We start from the raw sequence: 23,666 nt of genomic DNA on the forward strand, positions 1-23,666 counted from the left end.
TCCATGAGTCTCAAGAATCTGCTGTCCGCCGCGGTACTCACCGCGGCCCTGCTGTCCGCCCCGGCCGCGCTGGCCCTGGAGCCGGCGGAGATGGTGAAGCTCTTGGCCACCATCGACGACCGGCAGCGCAACGGCGGCGACTACAAGGCGCTCGTCTACCTGGAGCAGAAGGAGAAGGACAAGACGGACACCGTGCGCGAGGCGTTCATCTACCGGCGCGACGCGGACGACAAGCTGATGATTCTCTTCAGCCGTCCCAAGACGGAGGCCGGCAAGGGCTACCTCCGCATGGACAAGAACCTCTGGAGCTATGACCCCAACGTGGGCAAGTGGGAGCGGCGCACGGAGCGCGAGCGCATCGCCGGCACCGACAGCCGCCGCGCCGACTTCGACGAGTCCCGCCTGGCCGAGGAGTATGACCCGTCGTTCGACGGCGAGGGGAAGCTGGGCAAGTACACGGCCAACATGCTGACGCTCAAGGCGAAGCAGGGCGTGGACGTGGCCTACCCCGTCATCAAGCTGTGGGTGGACAAGGACTCGACCAACATCCTCAAGCGCGAGGAGTACGCGCTGTCCGGCCGGAAGATGCGCACCCTGCTCTACCCGCGCTGGAAGAAGCTGTTCAGCGAGTCCAAGGGCGCCGACGTCTGGATCCCCGAGGAGATTCGCATCTACGACGAGGTGGAGAAGGCCAACTCCACCGTCATCCTCATCAAGTCCACCGACCTGCGCGCGCTGGAAGCCAACCTCTTCACCAAGGCGTGGCTCGAGAGCAAGAGCCGATGAGCCCGCGTTCCCTCACCGTGGCCGCGGCACTGTCCGCGGCCCTCGCCAGCGCCCCCGTGCTCGCCCAGTCGACGGGCGCGGCGGGCTCGGAAGGCTCGGCCGACCGGCCCGACGAGAATGCCCTCTTCGGCGGCGAGTCCGAGAAGCCCGCCGAGGCCACGCCCTCCCCTTCCCAGGAGGAAGCCCCGGCGGACCGTCCCAGCGAGGACGCCGTCTTCGGCGGGGACGACAGCGCGACGGCGGACCCCACTTCGGCCGGTGAGCCGGCGGTGCGTCAGCCCTCGCTCACCGAGCCGGCTGCAGCGCCCGGTGACAGGGACTCGGACGCGCTGGATGGCCCGGCGACGCGCAGCGCCTTCGACTCCGACGAGGCGGTGGATGACCCGCTGAAGATTGGCGGCCAGTTCTACCTGCGCGCCAACGTGGCCGGAAACGAGGGCGTGTCCTTCGGCAACACCTCGTTCACCGCGCCCACGCTGGTGGATGGCTACTTCGACGCGCGTCCCACGGACCGGCTGCGCGGCTTCGTGGTGGGGCGGTTGAGCTACGACCCCACCCTCTCCACGCAGACGGCGGCGGGCGCGCCGTCCAACCCGCGCGTCCTGCTGGACCAGGCGTGGCTGCGCTTCGACCTGGCGCGCACGGTGTTCTTCACCGTGGGCAAGCAGCACGTGAAGTGGGGCACGGGGCAGATCTGGAACCCCACCGACTTCCTGTCCCCCCAGCGGAGGAACCCGCTGGCCTTCGTGGACCTGCGCACCGGCGTGTCCATGGTGAAGCTGCACGTGCCGTGGGAGGCGCGGGGCTGGAACTTCTACGGCATCGCCGTGGTGGACGACCTGGGTACCGACGCGGGCGCCGTCACCGACGCCACCGGGAGCCCCACGCGGCCCGGCGGCGAGGACCCGGTCAACCGGATCAGCCGCATCGGCGGTGCGCTCCGCGCGGAGGTGGTTTTGGGCCCCGCGGAGGTGGGCGCCAGCGCCGTGGCCCAGCGCGGCCGCAAGCCCCGCTTCGGCCTGGACCTGTCCTCGGCCCTGGGCCCCATCGACGTCTACGGCGAGCTGGCCATCAAGAAGGGCACGGACCGGCCCCTGTACCGGCTGCCCGAGGGCACCACGCTGGAGGACATCTTCCAGAATGGCATCCAGGTGGAGTCGTACGTCCCCGGGGGCCTCACGCCCCAGGTGACGGGCGGCGCCAACTACACCTTCCCCTACGGGCAGAACGACCTGGCCGTCGTGGGCGTGGAGTACTTCTACAACTCGACGGGCTACACCAGCTCGGTGGGGTACCCGTACCTCATCGCCCAGAGCGCCTTCCAGCCGCTGTACGTGGGCCGCCACTACGGCGCGGCGTACCTCTTCCTGAACCAGCCCTTCGACTGGGACCACACGGCCTTCAACTTCTTCACGCTGAGCAACCTGTCCGACCGCTCCTATACGAGCCGGCTCAACGTGACGTACCGGGCGCTCACCTACCTCACGGTGGAGGCGTTCGGCGCCGTGCACTACGGCCGAAAGGGCGGTGAGCTCCGGCTCGGCTTCACCGTGCCCGACGTCACCGTCAACGGCGAGGACATCCAGGGCTTCAGCGTGGCCGCGCCCACCTTCGAGCTGGGAGCCGGCCTGCGCATCAGCCTCTGACGCGCGGGGCGCTTCCGTGTCTCCCAGGGCCGCGCCTCCTTCGCTGGAGGCGCGGCCCTTCGCGTCTTCGGGGACGTGAGTGTCTCGCGCGTGACGGCCGGCGCGCGGGGGGCTGCTCTCGCGCTCGGGCGTGGCTAGAGGTGCGGCATGGACCTCATCTCGGATGTCGTCATCCTGGGCGCGGGCGCCTCCGGGCTCGCCGCCGCGGCCTCGCTGAGCCGGGCGGGGCTGCGCGTCACGGTGCTGGAGGCTCGCGAGCGCTGGGGCGGGCGTGTCGCCACCGTGCATGACCCCGTCACGGAGGTTCCGCTGGAACTGGGGGCGGAGTTCGTCCACGGCGAGCCGGAGTCGCTGCGGAAGCTCGCGCGGAAGGCCCGGCTGTCCATCCGGGCGTGCAATGACACACATGCGCTGTCGTGGAAGGGACGCTTCAGAGACGGCGAGGAATCCTTCCGCTTCCTGGACGCGCTCGCCTCCGCGAAGCCTCCGGACCGACCCGTGGCGGAGCTGCTACGGGAACGGGCGAAGGTCGAGCACTGGGCTCCACTCCAGGTGGCCATGGGCCGGGCCTACGTGGAGGGCTTCTACGCGGCGAACCCGGACACCGCGAGCACGTTGGCCATCGCTCGGATGGAGACGGCCGCGGAGGAACTGGGTGGCATCAGGCCGTCGCGGGTGATGCAGGGGTATGACCGGGTGCTTCGCGAGCTGGCCCGGCCGTTGATGGAGCGTCCGGGGACGGTGTTCCTGAACGCGGTGGCGGAGGAGGTCCGCTGGGCGTCCGGTGAGGTGCGGGTGCGCGTTCGCACGCGGCAGGGAGTGGCGCTCGGACAGGTGCGGGCGAAGCAGGCCGTGGTGACGCTTCCGCTGGGCGTACTGCGGGCGCGGCCTCCGGAGCCCGGCGCGGTGCGCTTCGTTCCGCGGCTGCCGGCGAAGGAGCGGGCCTGGGGCCTGCTGGAGATGGGCTCGCTGGTGAAGGTGCTGCTGCGCTTCCGCACCGCCTTCTGGAGCGAGCGCGAGGACACCCGGCGGTTCGGCTTCTTCCATGGGCCGTCACTGCCGGTGCCCACGTGGTGGACGTCGTCGCCGCGCGAGTCCCGGCACCTGGTGGGCTGGGCCGGCGGCCCGAGTGCGGAGGCGCTGTCCGGGTTGCGGGAGGAAGTGGTGCTGGCGAGCGCGGTGGAGTCGCTCGCGCGCATCTTCCGGTTGCCCCGGCAGGCACTGCATGAACTGCTCGAGGCGTGGCACGTGCAGGACTGGCAGCGCGAGCCATTCACCCGGGGCGGGTATGCCGTCATTCCGGTGGGTGCGGCGGACGCGATGCAGGAGATTGCCGCTCCCGTGGATGGCACCCTGTTCTTCGCGGGCGAGGCCACGAATACCGACGGGGAGGAAGGCACCGTGCATGGCGCCATCGCGACCGGAGAGCGCGCGGCGCGTGAGGTGCTGGCGCGGACCCGGGCGAGGAAGTGAGCGCTTGTGACGTCAACGTGGGTCCGGCGCTCGTTGGAACGCGTGCACGGCGGAGGCCGTCTGGAGGCGGTCGGAGGGCGTCCTGTTCGGAAATGTCGGGGGTTTTTGCGGCGGCGGGAAATGTCCCGACATTACCGAACAGGGAGCTCGGTGGGGCGCTGCCCGGGCGGCCTGTCGGGCGCAGCTTCGCTGGCCGGGATGAAGGGACATCCGCTGGTGGACACCTTTCAGGCATGCGCCTGTGGATTGCCCTCGCTGCTGGATTGAGCCTTGGTCAGACGCCGGAGGTGACGCCGGTGCCTCCTCCGCAAGACCCGTTGGTCGACGACCCTGCCGCGGATGCCCTGAAGGATGCCTACGAGGAAGCCGCCAGGCTGGCGGAGGGTGCTCGGCCTCCTGAAGGCTACGTGGTCCAGCAACCCTACGACGTGGACTCCGCTCCCCCACAGATTGTGCCGGTCCTTCCCAATGGCTACGGCCCCGTACAGCCGGGCCAGATGGCCAACGAGGAGGCAGCACAGGTGTATCAGCCCCTGCCCTCGCCCTGGGACACCACGGCGCAGGAAGAGTCGGGCACGGGTGGGAGTGGCGGCTCTACTTCGTCGGACACGGAGGCCGCGCCCGGGAGCACTTCCGGCGAGGGAGGCCAGACCTCCGCGGCGGGCGCGACGTCCCAGACGACGGGCACGCAGGGCGGAAGCACCACGGGTGCCGCGCCCCAGGGTGGCGCGGGCACCGCCGGAGGTTCAGCGGCAACGAGCCAGGGTGCGACCGGTGGCGCGGGCACCGCCGGAGGTTCAGCGGCAACGAGCCAGGGCGCAACCGGTGGCGCGGGCACTGCTGGAGATTCAGCGGCAACGAGCCAGGGTGCGACTGGTGGCGCGGGCAGCACCAGCAACTCGGCAGCAACGGAGCAGGGCGCGACGGGAGGCAACTTCATCGGTGGGCGCTCGGTTGTCACGGGGCGGCCTCCCGAGGTCATCGGGGGGCGTTCGGTCGTCACGGGCCAGGGGAGTTCGGGCAGCGCCGAAACCCCGGAAGTCAGAGAGCCTGAAGCGGCCGGAGGTGCGGGCACCGGCGGGAGCCTGAACACGACGAGTCAAAACGCGACCGATCTCACGGGCACTGAGGGTGGCCCGGGGGCAACGAGTCAGGACGCGACCGGAGGTGCGAGCACGGGCGGGAGCCTGGACACGACGGGCCAGGATGCGACGGGTGGCTCGGGCACCATGGATGGCTCGGGCGCACCGAGCCAGGGCGCGACGGGTGGCTCGGGCACCAGCGGCAACCTGGACACGGTGGGCCAGGGCGCGACCGGTGGTGCAGGCACCGTGGACGACTCGGCGGCGACTGGAGGCACCGGCGGCGCCGCTAGTACGGAGACAACGGGCCAGGACTCGACAGGCTCGGGAGCGGCCATTCAGGGTGGAACGGGCGGCTCTGGCGCCGCGACAGGCGTCCAGGAAGCCGCTCCGTCCGCCGGAGAGCCCGCCGTTGGCTTTGGTGGCGGTGCCGCACCCGCCGGACAGAATGCGACGGGTGGCGCGGGCGCGGCGCCGGGAACCGCGGCCAATACGCTCACCCCGCAGCAGCAGCTCCTCCAGCTCCAGGCCCGGCTCCAGCAACTCGAAGCCGAGCTGAAGACGCGCGACGAAGCGCTGGAGAAGCGCGACGACGAGCTCGCCGCGGACACCACCGTCGTGCAGGAGCACATCGACGACACCGGTGCGCGCGCCGCCGACGTCGAGGCGTCCCGCCAGCAGCGCCTGACCGACATCCAGACCGCCGGACAGTGGCTGCTCGCCGCGGACCAGGCCCTCGAGAAGGGCGAGCTGGCCGTGGACAACGCCCTGAACCTCGCGGACCGAGCGTTCGAGAACGTGCGCAACACCGCGGAATCCTCCGGCCAGGGCAACGTCGTCGTCCACGCGGAGCGGGCCCGCGCCCACATCAATCGCGCCCGGGATGCCGCCAGCAACCGCGACGTCTACGGCGCCCGCATCGCCCTCTCGGATGCCGGTCTCGAGCTGCGCATCGCCCGCGAGGCCAGCATGGAGCGCCAGTCCACCGGCAACCTCCTGCTCAGCCCGTGAAGAACGGCGTCGCCTCCACGGGCACGCCCCGCGGGCAGGAGATGAGATAGCCCTGCACCCGGCAGGAAGAGCGCGCGCGTGCCCCGCGGCTCCTCCTGCGTCAGCGCATCCACCGCGCGCACCGCCACCCGCCCGGCTCCCCGTCCGCCACCCACACCACGACGCACCGTGCCTCCTGGCACCGGCCGCACAGCCGCGTCGTGGTGTCGCTTAGGGGCCTGCCCCTACTCCGTCTCGCGGAAGATGAGCAGCCCGCGCACCGTCTCCGTCGCGTAGATGTAGCCGTCGCCCGGCACGCGCAGGGCGTTCAGCCCGTCGAAGAAGCTGACGCCGCGGCCCACGTCCGACTCGCGCCAGCTGTTGTAGTAGCCCACCTGGCGTGGCTCGCCCGGCACCGAGACGTCCAACACGCGCAGGCCGTCCTGGTAGTAGGCCACGTACAGCTTCGTGCCGGCCAGCGCCACCGAGCGGATGGACACCTCATTGCGCAGGCGGAACTCGCCCATCTGCTCCGGCGCCTGCGGCACCGTCACGTTCAGCACGCTCAGGTGCGCGCCCCAGTCCTCGCCCGCGTCGAAGGCCACCGTCCGGCTGCCCACCGTGCCCACCGCCGTGGTGCGCGAGGTGGCGCCCCCGAAGCGTCCCAGGAACTTCGGCTTCGCCGGGTTGGTGACGTCCGACACCGTCATGCCGTAGGTCCAGTGGCTCACGTACAGCCTGCCACCCAGGGCCGTCACGTCCAGCGGGAGCTCGCCCACGGTGGGCTCGGCGCCCTCGACGAAGTAGCGCGTGAGCAGCTTCGGCGCGGTGGGCGTGGTGATGTCGTAGATGAGCACCTCGGCGTTGGGAGACGGCGACGCCGCGTAGAGGGTGTTCCCGTCCACCGCCAGCGCACTCACCTCCACGGCCGTCTCCGGCACGGAGCGCACGCGGGCGGGCGCCTCGGGGTTCGTCAGGTCGAACACCGCGATGCCGCTGTTCTTGGTGGCCAGGTACAACGTCGTGCCAGTCACCAGCACGTCGTTGTAGACGTCGTCGGAGGGCTTGGACTCGGCCGCCTTGCGCGGCGCGTCGGGCTTGCTCACGTCGTAGATGAAGAGCCCCTCCCGGCCGGCGGTGACGTACGCATGGCCGTTGGCCACCGCCAGCTCCGTGCCGCTGCCGCGCGGCAGCGCGATTTCTCCGACGAGCTGCACCTTGTCCGCGTCCGCCTCGCCCGCACGGCGCGACACGCGCACCGCATCGAACGTGCCCTGCAGGTCGAGCTGACCGTTCTGGCAGCGACGGAACACACCCGCCAGCTGCCCCGGCCCCGTCGACGAACAGCCCGCGAGGGCGAAACGCAGGTTGACGTTGTCCGTGCCCACCACGTCGCTGGCCAGATAGAAGGTGTCACCGGAGACCTGCCGCTCCGTCACCGCAAACCCGAGCATCGTCGCGCCGCTGGACAGGCCCGACAGCCGCATGGCGCTGGCGGCGCCCGTGCCGTCATTCAGTTGGACGTTGAGATTCCACACGCCCTCGGGTTGGAGCGCGGCGAGGCTGGAACGCTGACATGATGACAGGTCGATGGCTTCGATCTGACACTCGGCCTTGGTATTGGACGTACCGTCCTTGCCGCAACCGAGGGCGAGGACCAGCGTGGAGGACAGTGCAATAAGGCGTCTCATGCCCCCATCCATATCATCGGGCGCCAGCACCAGACGAAGGCTCCCCGACCCACGCACGCCCGAGTGCGAGACGCTCACTGTCCGGCAAGTAAACGGAAAGAAATAATCCAGGCGCTTGTATACCCGAGCCCCTGGGAGGGAACCTCCCAGGACGCTGCCCTCTCGCCCGTTCCCCATTCGTAGAGGTGACCCCCTGTGAACCCCCGTCCCCTCGCAGCCGCCATGCTGGCACTGCTCCTCCCTGGGCTGGCACTCGCCCAGTTCTACGTCGTGCCGCGACGACCCGGGAAATCGCCGGTGAACAGCTACGAATTCGAGTGGCGGCACGTGGACATCCTCGTGGGCCCCAATGCCGGGGGCCTGGCCAAGCCCCCGGAGCGCACCGCGCACGACCAGCCCCCTGGCGCGCCGGGAGGCGCCAACCCGGACGCGCCCACCACGTCCCCCGAGACGAGCAGCCCTCGGGAGATGCCGGGCGGCCCGGCGCAGGAGACCCTCCAGCCGACCTCCGAGCCCTCCGCCAGCCCGGGCGCGCCCGTCGCGCCGCCGGTGGTGGTGGCGGAGCCTTCTGACGGGGGGGTGCCACCTCCCGCCACCGCGGGGACTCCGGGCACTTCGGATGGGGGCACCCTGGTGAGCGCCGCGGGCGCGGCGGACGGCGGCCTGGCGGACGGCGGCGGTCTGGCGTCGCTGGGGCTGGGAGGCGCCGACGGCGGCTTCAACTACACCTACGCGAAGACGCTCGGGGACAAGACGGGCGGCGTGCGCTTCTACTTCTACGAGCGCGAGCGCGCGGTGGCCGAGCGGGCCGCGCCCGTCATCGAGGACGCGTACCGCTACCTCGTGGACACGTTCCAGTACGTCCCCACGCAGACGTTCCCGTACATCCTCTACAGCAGCTACCAGGAGTTCCTGCAGACCAACCTCTTCCAGGTGTCCGAGGGCACGCTGGGCCTCACCAGCACCGGCGAGGACCTGAAGCTGACGCTGCCGTACCTCGGTGACCACCGCCTCTTCGAGGAAATCTCCACCCACGAGCTGGCGCACCAGTTCACCATCCAGAAGGTGCGCACCGTGGCCGAGCAGGCGAAGGTGTTCGGGGACCCGCTGGCGGGGATGCCGCTGTGGTTCATCGAAGGCCTCGCCGAGTTCTACGCCAAGCGCGGCATGGACCCGGAAGCGGAGATGCTGGTGCGGGACCTGCTGGTGAACCCGGACCTGTACAAGGGCTATGCGTTCCTCGACTTCTTCTCGCCCGGGCCCTACGGCTACCTGTGGATCTACAAGGTGGGCCAGGTGCGCTGCACCTTCCTCGAGGAGGAGTACGGCAAGGGCTTCATCCAGCGCGTGCTGGAGGAGTCGCCGCGGCTGGTGGGCGGCTCGCGCGACTCGCCGTCGCTCAAGTTCGAGGAGCTGCTGGAGCGGCTCACCGGGGATGACCCGAAGCGGCTGGCGGCGCGGTTCGAGAACTGGCTGAAGCGCCGGGCCTTCAAGACGTACCTGAACTCGGAGCAGGCGGCGCCGGTGATGGACATGCTGGACAAGTCGCCCGGCTACATCACCTCCATGGCCAGCTCACCGGACGGGCACGTGCTGGCGCTGCGCACGATTGTGCCGGAGACGGGCGAGAGCCGGCTGTACATGGTGGACCCGCGGGCGCCGGAGCGGACGCTGAGGGTGACCAGCGACGGCGCGCCGGGCGTGGAGTCCCTGCACCCCATCTCCGGACGCAGCTTCGCGCTGACCGAGAACAAGCTGGCCTTCATCGCGGAGACGATTGGCCGCGACGTCATCTACGTGCAGGACTACGCGCACGTGGTGGAGAAGCGCGCCAACGACGTGCTGGTGCGCCGCACGCCCATCCGCACCGGCATCGACCGGGAGGTGGGCACCACGGTGAGTCTGAGCCTGGGCGGGCGCGTGGCGTACCGCATCGACAAGCACGGCCTGCTGGCGGCGTACTCGCCGGCCTTCTCACCAGACGGGCGGTGGGTGGCCTTCATCGGCATCAACGACGGCGGCCTGCGCGACCTGTACGCCATCGACCTGCAGGCGGGCCCGGACGCGAAGCCGCTGCAGCTCACCGACGACGTGTTCTCCGAGCGGCAGGTCACGTGGGGCCCGTCCGGCATCATCTTCACGTCCGACGCCACGTCCCACCGCAAGTACAACCTCTTCCGCGTGCGGGTGGACGCGCCCCGCCAGGTGGAACGGCTCACCAGCGAGGACAGGGACCACGCGGACCCGACGGCGCTCGCGGACGGCCGGATCTTCTTCACGGCCTTCAACAACAGCAGCTCGGACCTGCACGAGCTGATGGCGGACGGCCGCCTCGTGCGGCGCACGGACCTGACGACGGGCGTGTTCGAGCCCGGCCCCGGCCCGGACGGCAGCCTGTGGATGCTGTTCCACATGTCCGGCGAGCGCCGGCCCGCGCTGCTGCGGCCGCCGCGCATGCTGGCGCTGGACGTGCCGGCCGAGCCCACGCCGGAGCCGCCCGCGCCGGTCGCGGTGCGCTCGCTGACGGACGCTCAGGCCTACCAGCCCTTCACCCGGCAGAACCTGGAGTTCGGCCCCATCTTCGGCTTCGCGGGAGCGGGCGGCGGCGGCTTCGTGGGCCAGTTGTTCGCCGCGGCCAGTGACCGCATGAGGGACCACCAGTTCCTGCTCACCCTGTCGGTGTACGGCAGCTTCGATTTGACGGACGGCTACCTGCTGTACATCAACGACGAGAGTCGCACGACGTGGGGCGGCGGCCTCTTCCAGTCCCTGCGCTTCCGCGTGGACCAGACCTTCGAGGACCTGCCCGTGTTCTTCACGTCGGGTGAGCGCTTCTTCGGCGTGCTCGGCAGCCTGCGCTACCCGCTGAGCACCTTCTTCTACCTGCAAGGTGACTTGAGCCTCGGCGGGACGAAGTACTTCCTGGACGACCCCACCGAGTTCTACCTGTTCTTCGCGGACCGCAACGAGGCGAACCAGGAGCTGCTGTCGCAGTGGAAGGCGCGCAACCAGGACATCCGCTTCCAGACGGAGGTGAGCGGGCAGATTGGCTACGACACGCTGAAGTACCACTACGCCACCGGTCCGCTGTCGGGCAGCTCCGCGCTGCTGGAGACGACGGTGGGCGTGCAGCCCTTCGACAACGAGGCGTACAGCAACATCCGCCTGGACGCGGAGCGGTACTTCCCCATCTACGGCCGCACCAACATCTTCGTGCGCGGCGGCGCGGGCACCACGCTGGGGGGCCGGTACGCCCGCTCGTACTTCCTGTCCTCCTTCGACACGCTGCGCGGCGTGAACTTCGGAGACGAGCAGTGGCTGCTGGGCCGCCACTTCTTCTACTCCACGATGGAGCTGCAGCTTCCGCTGAACGACATCCTCCGGGTGGCCTTCCTCAGTGACCTGGAGGCCATCGCGGCCATGGACTTCGGCGGCGTGGGCGAGAACTGGGAGGACTTCAGGGACCACCGCGTGCTGAACGCCGTCGTCGGCGTCAACCTGGCGCTGGGGCCCCTGCTGATGCGCCTGCACTTCGCGAGGCCGTTCGACATCGGCGCGGCGGCCGGCAAGCCGGACGCGGGCTGGGTGACGAACTTCTCGCTGGGCATCGCCGGCCTCAACGGCTTCTTCGACCAGGGCAACACCGGGGCGAAGAACAACGGCCCGCCGACGCAGATGTCCCCGGCGCTGATGCCGTCCGCGGCCGGCGGCTACACCAGCCCCAGGCACTGACGAAAGCAACGGGGGCGGGCCACCATGGCCCGCCTCCGGAAGAAGAGCGGGGATGCTCCCGCTCGCGGCCTCAGGACTGCGCGGCGACGAGGGCGGCGTTGGCCTTCGCGAGCGGCCCCCCGTCATTGGGGATGCGCTCGAAGTCGCCGCGCAGCGCCTTGATGGCGAACTTCTCCAGGTCGATTTCCCGGCGGGTGCGCACACCCATGGCGCGCAGCAGCCCGGACATGGGCCCGAAGCCGAGCAGTCCATGCTGGAGCAGCACCCCGGCGGCCACCGCGCTGAGCACGCGCCAGCGGCCGCCGTCCTTGCGGCCCAGCAGCAGGCCGAGCGCCGACGCCGCGGCGGCGCCGACGGACAGGGCCCGGCTGATGTCCCACTCGCGCTCCAGTCGCTCGAGGTAGCGGCTCATCTCCGTGCGGTCGCCCTTCTGCGCCATGTACCGCACGCAGGCTTCCACGTGCTCGTCGATGCGCCGGTTCACCACCACGGGCGTATGGGTGCGGACGGCATCGGACGAAGTCTGGTTCCAGGTCTCCATGCGGCTTGTCTCCCCTGACGCGGCGCTCCCTGCTTCCCGTGAAGCTAGGACTGGCGCCGCGAGGCGGGCACCGCACGCTAGGCAGAGCCCCACCCCGCGCCGCCCGGCCGCCTGCTCCTTCGGGGAAGAGCGGGCCCCCTCCCTTCCGGACGAGGCGAGCAGGCAACCCCAGCGTGGGTAATCCGTTTCCCACCTGTGGCACGCCCGGGTGCCTATCCCGCGTCCGCACCGTTCATTCCCGGCCAGTCGCGCCCCTTCGCACGAAGGGCATGTCCCTTGCTCACCGGGGGCAGGATGAATCGCGTACGACTGCTGATCTGCCTTCCGTTGCTGTGCCTGTGGGCCTGCGGTCCGGACACGCCGTCCGTCCAGGTACCGCCGCATCCCGTGGACGAGTCTCCGCAGACGACTCCTCCCGACGACGAGACGCCCACTCCCGACCCGCAGCCGCAGCCCGAGCCCCAGCCGGAGCCCGAGCCCCAGCCGGACCCGGAGCCACAGCCGCCCCCCGACCCGGAGCCACAGCCCGAGCCACCTCCTCCGCCGGTGCCGGAGACGCAGCTGCCGTTCAAGCTGCCGGCCCCGCAGGCCTCCGTGCAGGAGTACGAGCTCGTCATTCCTGAGGAGGCGATGGCGAAGTTCGCCGCGGACCCGTGGACGCCCGAGCAGGACGCCGTCTTCAAGGCGAACGGGACGACGTACGCGGTGCAGGTGCGCCTGCGCGGCGCCTCCGCGCGCTACTTCGAGAAGAAGAGCTGGAACGTGAGCTTCGCGGACAAGGTCAGGTTCGAGGGGCGCACCTCGCTCAACCTCGTGGCCGAGTACGCGGACGCGACGCTGCTGGCGGAGAAGCTCTCCTATGACTTGCTGGAGGCGATGCGGGTGCCCGCGTCGAAGGCGAAGTTCGTGCGGCTGAAGGTGAATGGCGCCTATGAGGGCGTGTTCCTGGACATCGAGCAGGTGAACAAGGCCTTCCTCAAGGCGCACGACTTCACCGACACCGACGGCGACATCTACCGGTGCGGCTGGAAGGACTGCGAGTTCAAGACGTGGAAGGTGCCCTACCAGGGCAAGTGGACGAAGAAGACCAACGAGTCGCAGCCGGACGACAAGCTTTGGGCGATGATGGGCGTCATCAACCACACGCCCGAGCCGCAGTGGGTGACGGCGCTGGAGAAGAACTTCCAGCTCGAGCACTACCTGCGCTCCATGGTGTTGGACGTGCTGATGTCCAACAACTACGTGGAGGACTCGGAGAGCTACTTCGTCTACGACCGGGCGACGGCGAAGTGGGCCTACGTGCCGTGGGACTTGAACAACGTGGACGCGCGCTGGTGGTACCCCATCTCCGTGGAGGACATGCGCACGAGCAGCAGCAACATGCGCCACCCGCTGTTCAACTTCACCCTCACCGACGCGTCGGTGGAGAAGATGTACCAGCAGCGCAAGCTGGAGACGCAGTCCTACCCGGGCTACCTGCCGGTGTTCTCCAACCTGGGCACGCGCGTGGTGATGAACCCCGTGCTGCGCGAGCGGCTGGAGGCGCGGCTGGACAAGGCGCTGGACGAGCTGTTCTCCGAGAAGGTGATGAACCCGTACATCGACGCGTTGCACGCGCTCATCACCCCGCACATGAAGGATGACCCGTACATGGACTACGGCCGCTTCCAGGCGGGCCGCGACTACATGAAGCGCTTCGTCAAGGAGCGCCGGGCCTTCATCCTCGCGGAGCTGACGCGGTACTCGAAGCAGAAGCCGACGCTGGTGTTCGAGGCGTTCGACCCGCGCGAGGGCTGGGTGGAGGTGGGCAACCGGACGGCGGCGACGATGTCGCTGAAGGGACTGGTGCTGACCACCAATCTGCGGGTGAGCCTGGCGCAGAGCGACCACGCACCCACGCAGGTGAGCAACCCCACGGGCGCGGTGCTGCCGGACATGACGGTGGCCCCGGGCGAGCGCGTGCGCCTGGACATCTCCGACCTGGGCATCCAGCTCCCGTCCAAGGGGGAGATTGGCCTCTTCGATGGCCGGTCCGTGGTGGGGGTGAAGGACCTGCTCTTCTACGGTGAGTTGTCCGCGGGCAAGCGCTACGAGCGCGGGACGAAGGGGTGGGAGGTGAAGTGAGCGGCCTCGGGTAGAGGGGACTTCCTCGGCGGCGGGGCGCTGGCACAACGGCTGGCGTCCGTGCTTTGACGCGCATGCGCTGGAGCCAGCGGCGCGTTATCTAGAGGGGGGAGGTCCGGCATGAGCGAGGCGAAGCAGGACGCGGCGGTGGTGCTGTTCGACGGCGTCTGCAATCTCTGCAACGGGGCGGTGAACTTCATCATCGACCGGGACCCGTCGGCACGCTTCCGCTTCGCGGCGCTCCAGTCCACCCAGGCGGCGGCGCTGCTCGGCCCCCTGGGCCGCGTGCCCGAGGCAGAGCCCCAGAGCTTCATCCTCGTGGAGAACGGGCGCGTCTACGAGCGCTCCAGCGCGGCGCTGCGCGTGGCCCGGAAGCTGCCCGGCGCGTGGAAGTTGTTCTACGCCTTCGTCGTCATTCCCACGCCCATCCGCGACGTCATCTACCGCTTCATCGCGCGCAACCGCTACCGCTGGTTCGGCAAGGCGGAAGCGTGCCGCATGCCCACGCCGGAATTGCGCACGCGGTTCCTCTAGCGTCACCGCCGCTCCCGCACCACCAGCGTCCGCTTCGCGGTGAGTCCCCGGTCATCGGTGACGAGGATTTCGTGTGCGCCCACCGAGGGCGTCCACCACACGCGCTCGTCCGCGCGCGCGGTGCCCAACAGCGCCCCGTCCACGAACCACGTCAGCGCGCGCTCGTGCGAGGCCTCCGCCTCCAGCGGCATCTCCTGCTGTTCCGCCGGCACGCCCGGAATCAGCATCGCCACCTGACCGTCCGCCGGTGAGACAATCGTCGGCGCCGCCCGCGCACCACCGGGCTCGCAGCCGGGCGCGGCCGAGGGCGGCTCCGGCAACCTGCGGTGCTGCTCCTCCAGCCAGCGGCGAATCGTCGCGGGCCACGTGAGGAATACCCGCTCCTCCGTCTTCCGCCCCGCCCTGCACGTGGGCCCCACCGCCAGCCCCGTGGCCACGTCCACCTCCACCTTCTGGTGGTACGGGCAGCGCCCCGTGGGCACCGCCGAGCGCCGCGCCAGCACCGTCTTGCGCTGCGCGCACGCATCCGTCGGCAGGTGCCCCGAGTACGCGCAGACCTCCACGCGCATCAAGTCTCCGGGCGGCTCCACTTCTTCATCCGGCACCGCCTTCCCGCGCGGCCCCACGCCCTCCAGGATGTCGAACAGCAGCGGCCCGGCCGCGTCCGCGCCCACCAGGTGCACGCTGGGCGTGTGGTCGAAGTTCCCCAGCCACACCACCGCCGTGTGCCGTGGCCCCGAGCCCGCCGCCCACGCGTCCCGGTGCCCGAAGCTCGTCCCCGTCTTCCAGTGCACCCGCGCCGGCAGGCCCGTCAGCCGCCGCCGCTCGGGAAAGTCCGGCCTGTCCCGCAGCGACAGCGCCCGCCGCGTCAGCCACGCCGCTCCCGGGGACATCACCTCCGTCGGCGTACCCGCGGGCCGCCCGTCCTCCAGCAGCCGCAGCGTCGGTGCATGCCCGTCCCCCGCCAGCGCCACGTACACGCCCGCCAACTCCAACGGCGTCAGCTCGATGCCACCCACCGCCGCCGACAGGCCGTAGTACCCCGGGTCCGTCTCCAGGCTGGTGACACCCGCCGCGCGCAGCGTACCCAGGAAGCGCTCCACGCCCACGCGCTCCAGCAGCCGCACGAAGGGCATGTTGAGTGACTGCGACAGCGCGTACTCCAGCCGCACGAGCCCCTGGAAGCGGCCGTCGAAGTTGCGCGGCGCATACCCACCGTAGGCCGTGGGCACGTCCGCCACGAGCTGCTCCGGGCCAACGAGCCCCAGGTCGATGCCCATCGCATACAGCAGCGGCTTGAGCGCCGAGCCTGGGGAGCGCGGCGTGGCGAAGCCAGCAATCTGTCCGCCGTGCTCCAGGTCGAAGAAGTCGAAGTTGCCCACCAGCGCGAGCACCTCCGCGCGCTCGCGCTCCACCACCACCGCCGTCCCGTTGTGGATGCCGCGCGATGCCAGCCCGCTCGACGCGTCCCGCATCAGCCGCTCCACCATCCGCTGCGTGCCCGCGTCCAGCGTGGTGCGCAGCCGCATCAACTCCGGGTGCTGCGTCCGCAGCCACACCGCCACGTGCGGCGCCTCGCGAGGGAAGGGCCTGAGGGCCACGGGCACCGGCGTGGCGTGCACCTCGGCCAGCACCGCCTCGGGAGGCACCGTGGCCCCCTCTGGCCCCCTGGGGAGCGCCTCTTCGTCCAGCAGCCGCTGCGCCACCCCGTTCCTCGCCGCCGTCAGTCGCGCCGCGTTCTCCGTCGAGGGGAAGCGGCGGTTGGGGTTCTGCGGCACCGCCAGCAGCGTGGAAATCTCGGCCGGACTCAGGTGCGACGCCGTGTGGCCGAAGTACGCGAGGGCCGCGGCCTCCACGCCCTCCACGTTGCGCCCGTACGGGACGAACTGGAGGTAGGCCGCGAGCACCTCCTGCTTCGTCAGCCGCATTTCCAACTGCACCGCGCGGAAGGACTCGATGAGCTTCGAGGTGAAGGTGCGAGGGCGGGGCTCCAGCACGCGCACCAACTGCATGGTGAGCGTGGACGCGCCCGACACCCGCCGCCCCCGCGTCACGTTGCGCGCGGCGGCCCGCAGCACGGCCAGCGGGTCCACACCCGGGTGGTGGAAGAAGCGCTTGTCCTCCAGCGCCACCAGCGCGCGGAGGTAGGCCGGGTCCACGCGCTCGGGGGACGTGGGGATGCGCCACCGCTCATCCGGCGCCAGGAAGACGTGGGCCGGCGTGCCGTCCCGATACTCCATCACCACCGAGGCCGGCGCGGAGAGCCGCGACGGCAGCGGCACCCACCACGCGGCCCACACGCCCGCCCCCGCGAGGACGAGCAGCCCCACGGTGACGAGGACGAGCCTTCGGACGATGCGGCGGATGCGGCTCATGGGACGTCGGCTCCCGGGGGCGCCTCACCGTGGGAGCAGGTTCCCTCTATGCTACGCGGACCCATGCCAGGAGTCGCTCCGCCATGAATCCCGTCGAGGTCGACGCCATCCTCGCCTCCATCATCGACGACCGGAGGCTGACGCCCACCGAGCGACAGGCGCTCCAGGCGGTGCTCGAGGAGCGGCGCGCAGGCGAGGCCCTGCTCGCCGTCTTCCGCACGCGGGCCTTCGCCCTGGCACGCGCCTCCGTGAAGGAGCCGCGCTCGCGCGAGGTCATCTCCTGGCTGGAGGAGATGGTGGACGCCCTGCACGCCCCCAGGAATGTGGAGTCCTCCCGCATGGAGGCCCACTTCACCCCGGGGGACGGCCCGCTCAACGCCATCGTCCAGCAGATACAGCGCGCGCGCGGTGCCATCGACGTGTGCGTCTACACCGTGACGGATGACCGCATCACCCGCGCGCTGCTGGAGGCCCATGGCCGCGGCGTGCGGGTGCGCGTCGTCGGAGACAACGACAAGGCGCTCGACGCGGGCTCCGACATGGACCGGCTGAGCGACGCCGGCGTGCCGGTGCGGTTGGACAGGACCGAGGCCCATATGCATCACAAGTTCGCGGTGTTCGACCGGCTGCGCCTGGTTACGGGGAGCTACAACTGGACGCGCTCCGCGGCGGAGCACAACCATGAGAACGTTCTCGTGTGCGACGACGCGCGGCTGGTGCAGCCCTTCAGCCGCGCGTTCGACACGCTCTGGGACACGCTGGCCTAGAGCAGGCTGTCCTTCCACGGGCCGGACACCTGCACCGTGCCGGCCGACTCACGCGCCCAGAGGCGAGGGTCATACATGGCCTCGACCTCCGCCGACGGCAGGGTGAAGGCACCCGCCGTCACCGCGCGCACCGCGTAGACCACCTTCTTCGACTCGCCCGCAGCCAGGCTGCCGAACACCTCCATGCGGTCATCGCGGATGTTCACGTAGTCCGCCGTCCACAGCGAATCGGCATCAATCCACGCCGCGCTGCCACCGCGACCCAGCCGCGCGTTCTCGATTTCCCAGCCCGCCGGCAGCCGGTCCACCAGGGCGAGGTTCTGCACGCGCTCGGCGGTGGTGTTGCGCACCGTCAGCTCCACGTAGACCAGGTCCGCCAGCGACACCGGCCCTGAGCGCAGGTCCAACTCCGTGCCGTCCAGCTTGCGCCACGTGCGGGTCAGCGTGAGCCCCTGCCCGCCCGTCTTCACCTGGCCGTCCGTGCGCACGCCCTCGCTGCTGACCACGAGGTACAGCTTCCCCTCGTCCTTGGTCTTCAGCTCCAGCTGGAGTCCCTGCCGCTCGCTGGCGCGGGCCAGGGCCCACGTGCGGTCCGACGCGCGCGCGTCCTTGTCCTGCTTCGGAGCCACCACCTTGCCGTCCGCCATCAGCACCGGCGGGGCGAACTTCGCGACCGTCCCTTGCAGCCGCTTGCCCAGGCCGGTGATGCCCCAGACCAGCTCCTGCGTCGTGTACCAGCCGCTCGGGTGCGACTGGAGCGACTCGGCCACCATCCGCGCGAGCGGCTCGCCCGCGGCGTCGTTGCCGAAGAGGTCCTGGAAGGTGCTCAGCATGAAGCCGCGACGCCGCCGGTCCGAGTAGAAGGACCAGTTGTTCTTGCGCTCCTCGGTGACGGGCGACAGGTCCGGGTCGCGCAGCTCCTTCTCGTAGCGGCGGTCCCCCGCGAGCCACAGCGCGGCCTTGAGCATGTAGTCCTCCTCGCGGTCCTCGCCCGACAGCGCGCCCCGCTTCGCGCGCTCGGCCAGCGTCTCCACCATCTTCTGCATGCGCGCCTTGCGCCCCTTGCCGCCCAGCGCCAGCACGTAGTGCATGTACGCCTCGGAGCTCTCGCTGTAGCCGCCGTGCCGGTTCGTTCCGCCCTCGTTGTTGTTCAGCGCGTTGCCCATCCACGTGAGGGCGTCATCCAGCCGGTCCTGCGGCACGGGGTACTTCAGCTTCTGCGCGTCCAGCAGCATGTGCGTGGCGTAGGCGGTGCCCCACTCCACCGGCTCCGTCTGGCCCGGCCAGTACGCGAAGCCGCCCGAAGGCGTCTGCATGGAGAGCACGCGGTTGATGCCCGCCAGCACCATGTCGCTCACGTCCCGGCCCTGCTTCAGCGTCGGGTCCACGTCGTCCAGTAGCTCCGACACGTACAGCAGCGGCCGCGTGGAGGACGTCGTCTGCTCCACGCACCCGTACGGGTAGCGCACCAGGTACGAGAGGTGCTGGAGCGACTGGGCATACGGATTCGCCGTCACCCACAGCGTGGAGCGCTCCGTGGTGGGCACCCAGCCCTGGAGGTACTTCGAGACGTCCGTCGTCCCCTGCGCCAGCTCGAATCGCTGCACGCGCCGCTCACGCGGGCCGGCGGGCGACAGCGGCACATCCAGCGACTCGCGCGAGGTGTAGCCGCCGCCCTCCACCGTCACCGTCATCCGCGCCGCGCCCACCGCCTGCACCGCCTTCGCCTGGAAGACGAAGGTGGAGGACTTGCCGTCCTCCAGACGCGCGCGCCCCTCGCTCTTGCCGAGCAGCTGGAGGGGCGAGGCCGCCGTCGTGGCAATCAGCCCCGGCACCGGCAGGGCCTCCGTGGCCAGCGTCACCTTCACGTCCTGCGCCTTGCCGGACAGGTTGGTGACGAAGACGGGCACCTGGATTTCGTCGTTCTGCGTGAGGAAGCGCGGCAGCGTGGCCTGGAGTACCAGCGGGTCTCTCACGAGCACCTGAGCGCTCGCATGGCCGATGCGCTTCGCACCCGCCGTCACCGCCATCACCCGCACCGCGCCCCGGTACTGCGGCAGCTTGAAGGGCACGCGCAGCTTGCCGTTGGCCGGCACCGCCACCACACCGCTCCACAGCGCCACCGGCTTGACGGGCTGCACGCGGCCGGAGGCATCCCCCTCGCCGTCACCACCCGTGGAGCGCGAGTTGCCCCCCGGCGGCACCAGCAGCGTCCAGCCGATGGTTTCATAGGTGTCCACGCCGAGAGCGCGCTTGGTGAAGAGCTGCTTCAGCGGGTCCGGGCTCTGGAAGCGCGTGAGGGAGAGGATGCCCTCGTCCACCACCGCCACCGTGGCGAAGGTGGGCCCTTCCACAGCGCCCAGGTCCAGGTCCACCGTCAGCGTGTCGTTGGAGCGGACCTCCGTGGGCACGTTCAGCTTCACGGCCTGGGTGTAGTCCACCGGCTCCAGCGGCACGCTGCCCACGCCGAAGGCGCGGTCCGGCATGAAGGCCTCCTTGGATTCCAGGTGCGGGTCCTTCACCAGGAAGGCGCTCACGTAGACGTTGGGCGCGAAGCCCTTCGGCGTGAAGGTCCACGTCACCTCGCCGGGCTCCACCGCCTTCCACTCGGTGGCGAGCACACGGTCCGTCTCCGCGGTGAAGAGCACGCGGCCCTTGTACGGGGCCTTCAGCTTCACGTTGATGGCCTGCCCCACGCGCGCCGTCGTCGGCAGCGCCACGTCCAGCGACGTGGGCTTGAGCGGGCGCGGCGTCTGGTCCACGCGCGAGCCCTCGCCCCACCAGTAGTAGCGGCCCTCACCCTCCAGCTCGAGGTCCGTCTGGGTGGCGCCGGAGCGCACGCGGACCAGGTAGCCGGCGGCGTCCTCGCCCGGCGTCACCTGCAGCGAGAAGCGGCCGTTCTGCACCTGCGCGGTGGTGCGGCCCTCGCGCAGCGGGCGCAGGTAGCGCTGGTAGCGCTCATAGCCCTCCGACTCGTCGTAGTGGAGGCCGTACTCCTCCTCCAGGCGCAGGTACTCCACGTCCACCGTCTTCGGCGCCTTGCCTCCCGCGGTGAGGAGCTTCCCGTCCCAGTCCACCACCACGCCATTCACGGTGAAGGGCTTGCCGGCCTTCACCTTGTGCGTCGTGGCCTGGAGGCCCACGTAGTACGCCTCCGGGTGCACCGGCGTGGACGCGTCGCCCACGCTGGAGCGGCCGCTGCCGGACTCGAAGACGCTGGCCAGCGCCGTCAGTCGCGCCGCGCCCCGCAGTCCGCCCGTGGCCGCCTGCGCCGGGCAGCGCAGCAGCGCCTGGCCCTTCGCGTCCAACTCGCCCTTCACCTGTCCCAGCGTGACGGCGCGCAGCGGGCCCCCGTCCTGACGCCACACCCCGTAGGCGTACTGCGCGTTTTCCTTCGGCTTGAACTCGGAAGGCACCAGCCGGCACGTCACCTCCACCGGGCTGCCCTCCGCCGAGCCACCGAAGAGGTACGCCGCCTCCACCGCCACCGGTATTTCCTCGCCCTGGACGTAGCCCTCCTTCTCCGTGCGCGCCGTCACCTTCATGCGCTCGGGGACGAACTCCTCCACGCTCAAGGAGTAGGTGGCCACGTCGCGGTCCGCCACCTTCAGCGTCACGCGGTAGCGGCCCGTGTCCTGGAAGGCCTCGAAGGGCACGTCCAGCGCCACCAGGCCCGCCTCGTTCGTCTTGAGCGACACCTTCTTCAGCTCGCGCTCGCGCGGGTCCACCACCACCAATTCCACGGGCATGCCCGCGGGAGGCGCCACGTCGTCCTGCCCGCGCAGCACCGCGGCCACGTGCGCCGTGTCGCCCGGGCGGTACACGCCCCGGTCCGACCAGAGCGAGCCCCGGTAGGCCTTCTCCGAGCGGTACGGCTCGCCCTGCACGTCCGAGTTGGCAATCTCCGTCTTCAGCTCGCTGTACTTCAGGTACGTCAATTCGTCGCCGTCGCGGGCGATGAGGGCGAAGGGCTCGGAGTCGTCCACGCCGGGCGCGGGCACCTTGAGCTGGCAGCCATCCGTCGCCACCGTGGTGCAGCGGGCCACCGTCTGGCCGCTCTTCTTCACCAGGGAGACTTCGACACCCGACAGCGGCTCGGTGTTCTCCATGCCGAGCGCCCACACCCAGACCTCGCCCTTGTCGGTGGAGCCGGCCGCGGGCCCGCCGCGCTTGGCTACGAGGCTCAGGTCCGTGAGGAGGATGCGGGTGGCGGCCTGCCACTCACCCTTGCGCGCGGAGACCTCCACCAGGCCCCGCGTGTTGGCGGGCACGAGGTTGGCCACGTCCACGTAGGTGGTGGTCAGCGTGTCCGGCTGCGACTTGAGGGCCAGCTTGCGCTTCGCCACCACGTTGGAGGTGCGCTCATCCACCGTCTCCGTGTTGTCGTCGCTCATCCAGAAGACGAGGTTCTCCGGCGGCACATGGCGGACGGTCAGCTCCACCTCGTCCAGGTTGAGGTGCTGCAAGGGCAGGTTGCGCCACGCGCTGCGCGGCAGGTAGCGGCCGGACGTGGCGAAGGAGACCTGCGGCTTGCGCGCGGGCACGGAGACGACATTCACGTACGGAGACAGCAGCACGCCGCCGCCCACCGAGGGCGTGCCCGCGTCGATGCGCAGCGAGTAGGGCCCGCGCTTGAAGTCACCGAAGATGCGGAAGCCGCGGCGGGACGGTGCAATCGAGAACTTCACCGCGGGCGTCAGGTGGATGGCATCCGCCGCCACGCCGTCGTCCAGCAGGCAGCCCTTGTTGCTGTCGTTCCAGTAGTACTCGTCGTACTCCTCGGACTCGCGTGGGCTGGCGGGGGCGTCGGCCTCCACGTCACGGCAGCTCACTTCCAGATAGTGGCCGGTGGAGCCCTCGCCCAGCGAGACGCGGGTGAAGTCCAGCCGCTTCCCGGCGCGCAGCTCGACGGTGCTCTGGGCGACGGGGGCGGTGGCCTTCGCGTCGCCCACGGCGGCGAGCCCGGCCTTCAGGTCGAAGCGCAGCTTCGCGGCGGGCTTGAGGCGCGGGTGCCCGAACTGCGCGCTGACGACGTTGCGCATGTTGGGGACGGTGCGCCACTTCACGTCGGAGATGGACTCGCCCTCCACCTGGAAGGCGCCCCGCGAGCGAACGGCATTGAGCTCCACCGGACCGGAGAAGACGACGTCCACCTCCACGCGGCCCTTGAGCAGATCCAACTGCCGGGGCGCGAGGCGGACGAACTGGAAGGCCGGGGTGGTGAAGCGGTGGGACCAGGCGCCCTCGGAGGGCGCCTTCACCACGCCGGTGCCCGTCTCCACGGACTCGAGGGTGACGGTGTACGTCGTGTCGAAGCGGAAGCCCTCGCCCGCCGACGGGGTGAAGGTGAGCGTGGACGGGGTGCTCCACGAGAAGCTGCCGACCACGCGGGGCACCATCGCGACGACGGTGCCCGGCTTCACGTCGCTGTCCTCGGGCGCGACGGGGCGAGGGAACTCGATGACGATGCCCCGGGGCACCGCGTCCCCGGTGGCCAGCTCGCGGATGACGGGCGTCAGGGACTCGGGGGTGGGCGGCGTGACGGCCGCGCTCGTGGCCGTGCCCGCGTCCGTGCCTGCCGCGGGGGCGGGAGTGGTCGCCGCGACGGGCGGCGAGGCGGGGGTGCCGGGCTGCTGCGGCGCCGGCTCCTGCTTGCAGCCCGCGAGCGTGGCGCCGACCAGCAGCGCGACGAGGGGCCAGCTCGTGCGAGGCGCTCTCTGCGTGACGACGGACCGCGAACCCATGGTTCCTCCGGAAGGTGCCTTCGGTACTTCATGCGGCGTGCCGGGGATGCGCGCGCCGCACGAGGGAGGACTGTGGTCGGTCGCCCGCGGCCCGTGCGCGTCCCCCATGCGTCACCGGGCCCGCAGGGTGTCCGGTGGACCACAGTGCTGCCCGTGGCCCCGGACGCCCGCGAAGACGTCG

Annotated in this window: 12 protein-coding genes; 8 read left to right on the forward strand and 4 right to left on the reverse strand. The window is 70.6% G+C overall.

Features of this window, described 5'->3' with window-relative positions; genetic code table 11:
- Window positions 1–3: 3 nt before the first annotated feature.
- The 4 genes from OV427_RS06645 (at window position 4) to OV427_RS06660 (ending at window position 5,998) form a co-directional block, all read left to right on the forward strand.
- Complete coding sequence (locus tag OV427_RS06645) at window positions 4–786, forward strand: outer membrane lipoprotein-sorting protein (RefSeq protein WP_267855263.1); 783 nt, start codon at window positions 4–6, stop codon at window positions 784–786.
- Window positions 783–2,432 (forward strand): hypothetical protein, encoded by a 1,650-nt coding sequence (locus OV427_RS06650; protein ID WP_267855264.1) that lies wholly within the window; start codon window positions 783–785, stop codon window positions 2,430–2,432. The genes OV427_RS06645 and OV427_RS06650 overlap by 4 nt, the downstream gene beginning before the upstream one ends.
- 147 nt (window positions 2,433–2,579) lie before the next feature.
- Window positions 2,580–3,905, forward strand: a complete 1,326-nt coding sequence (locus OV427_RS06655; protein ID WP_267855265.1) for a flavin monoamine oxidase family protein — start codon at window positions 2,580–2,582, stop codon at window positions 3,903–3,905.
- 233 nt (window positions 3,906–4,138) lie between these two features.
- Complete coding sequence (locus OV427_RS06660) at window positions 4,139–5,998, forward strand: hypothetical protein (RefSeq protein ID WP_267855266.1); 1,860 nt, start codon at window positions 4,139–4,141, stop codon at window positions 5,996–5,998.
- A 224-nt stretch (window positions 5,999–6,222) separates the two neighbouring features.
- Here OV427_RS06660 and OV427_RS06665 read toward each other — a convergent pair whose 3' ends face one another.
- Window positions 6,223–7,668 (reverse strand): LVIVD repeat-containing protein, encoded by a 1,446-nt coding sequence (locus tag OV427_RS06665; protein WP_267855267.1) that lies wholly within the window; start codon window positions 7,666–7,668, stop codon window positions 6,223–6,225.
- Window positions 7,669–7,863: 195 nt separating this feature from the next.
- Here OV427_RS06665 and OV427_RS06670 point away from each other — a divergent pair, with 195 nt between their 5' ends.
- On the forward strand, window positions 7,864–11,400 hold the full coding sequence (locus tag OV427_RS06670; protein WP_420718248.1) for a tolB protein precursor protein: 3,537 nt from the start codon (window positions 7,864–7,866) through the stop codon (window positions 11,398–11,400).
- A gap of 70 nt (window positions 11,401–11,470) precedes the next feature.
- On the opposite strand, the gene OV427_RS06675 is transcribed toward OV427_RS06670, so the two are convergent.
- Window positions 11,471–11,941 carry a hypothetical protein gene (locus OV427_RS06675; protein WP_267855268.1) on the reverse strand — a complete coding sequence of 157 codons (471 nt, stop codon included), beginning with the start codon at window positions 11,939–11,941 and terminating at the stop codon, window positions 11,471–11,473.
- A gap of 294 nt (window positions 11,942–12,235) precedes the next feature.
- Between OV427_RS06675 and OV427_RS06680 the strand changes: the two genes are divergently transcribed.
- Window positions 12,236–14,065, forward strand: coding sequence for a CotH kinase family protein (locus OV427_RS06680; protein ID WP_267855269.1), 1,830 nt, complete (start codon window positions 12,236–12,238; stop codon window positions 14,063–14,065).
- Window positions 14,066–14,185: 120 nt separating this feature from the next.
- Window positions 14,186–14,599 carry a thiol-disulfide oxidoreductase DCC family protein gene (locus OV427_RS06685; RefSeq protein ID WP_267855270.1) on the forward strand — a complete coding sequence of 138 codons (414 nt, stop codon included), beginning with the start codon at window positions 14,186–14,188 and terminating at the stop codon, window positions 14,597–14,599.
- Between the two features lie 2 nt (window positions 14,600–14,601).
- Here the strand turns inward: OV427_RS06685 and pbpC are convergent, their stop codons facing one another.
- A complete protein-coding gene (gene pbpC / locus OV427_RS06690; protein WP_267855271.1) occupies window positions 14,602–16,974 on the reverse strand; it encodes a penicillin-binding protein 1C in 2,373 nt (790 codons plus the stop codon).
- An 83-nt stretch (window positions 16,975–17,057) separates the two neighbouring features.
- Here pbpC and OV427_RS06695 point away from each other — a divergent pair, with 83 nt between their 5' ends.
- Window positions 17,058–17,741: a phospholipase D-like domain-containing protein gene (locus OV427_RS06695; protein WP_267855272.1), complete on the forward strand. Its 684-nt coding sequence runs from the start codon at window positions 17,058–17,060 to the stop codon at window positions 17,739–17,741.
- On the opposite strand, the gene OV427_RS06700 is transcribed toward OV427_RS06695, so the two are convergent.
- Entirely contained in the window at window positions 17,738–23,485 is a 5,748-nt protein-coding gene (locus OV427_RS06700; RefSeq protein WP_267855273.1) for an Ig-like domain-containing alpha-2-macroglobulin family protein, read from the reverse strand. The genes OV427_RS06695 and OV427_RS06700 overlap by 4 nt on opposite strands.
- Between the last annotated feature and the right edge of the window lie 181 nt (window positions 23,486–23,666).

Source organism: Pyxidicoccus sp. MSG2 (assembly GCF_026626705.1).
In the GTDB taxonomy this organism is placed as follows: Bacteria; Myxococcota; Myxococcia; order Myxococcales; family Myxococcaceae; genus Myxococcus.

Excerpts from the sequence above, each read along its gene's own strand:
- OV427_RS06685 (WP_267855270.1), top strand. The coding sequence starts at position 14,186 with ATGAGCGAGGCGAAGCAGGACGCGGCGGTGGTGCTGTTCGACGGCGTC.
- OV427_RS06655 (WP_267855265.1), top strand. The coding sequence starts at position 2,580 with ATGGACCTCATCTCGGATGTCGTCATCCTGGGCGCGGGCGCCTCCGGG.
- OV427_RS06650 (WP_267855264.1), top strand. The coding sequence starts at position 783 with ATGAGCCCGCGTTCCCTCACCGTGGCCGCGGCACTGTCCGCGGCCCTC.
- OV427_RS06660 (WP_267855266.1), top strand. The coding sequence starts at position 4,139 with ATGCGCCTGTGGATTGCCCTCGCTGCTGGATTGAGCCTTGGTCAGACG.
- OV427_RS06675 (WP_267855268.1), bottom strand. The coding sequence starts at position 11,941 with ATGGAGACCTGGAACCAGACTTCGTCCGATGCCGTCCGCACCCATACG.
- OV427_RS06680 (WP_267855269.1), top strand. The coding sequence starts at position 12,236 with ATGAATCGCGTACGACTGCTGATCTGCCTTCCGTTGCTGTGCCTGTGG.
- OV427_RS06645 (WP_267855263.1), top strand. The coding sequence starts at position 4 with ATGAGTCTCAAGAATCTGCTGTCCGCCGCGGTACTCACCGCGGCCCTG.
- OV427_RS06700 (WP_267855273.1), bottom strand. The coding sequence starts at position 23,485 with ATGGGTTCGCGGTCCGTCGTCACGCAGAGAGCGCCTCGCACGAGCTGG.
- OV427_RS06695 (WP_267855272.1), top strand. The coding sequence starts at position 17,058 with ATGAATCCCGTCGAGGTCGACGCCATCCTCGCCTCCATCATCGACGAC.
- OV427_RS06665 (WP_267855267.1), bottom strand. The coding sequence starts at position 7,668 with ATGAGACGCCTTATTGCACTGTCCTCCACGCTGGTCCTCGCCCTCGGT.
- pbpC (WP_267855271.1), bottom strand. The coding sequence starts at position 16,974 with ATGAGCCGCATCCGCCGCATCGTCCGAAGGCTCGTCCTCGTCACCGTG.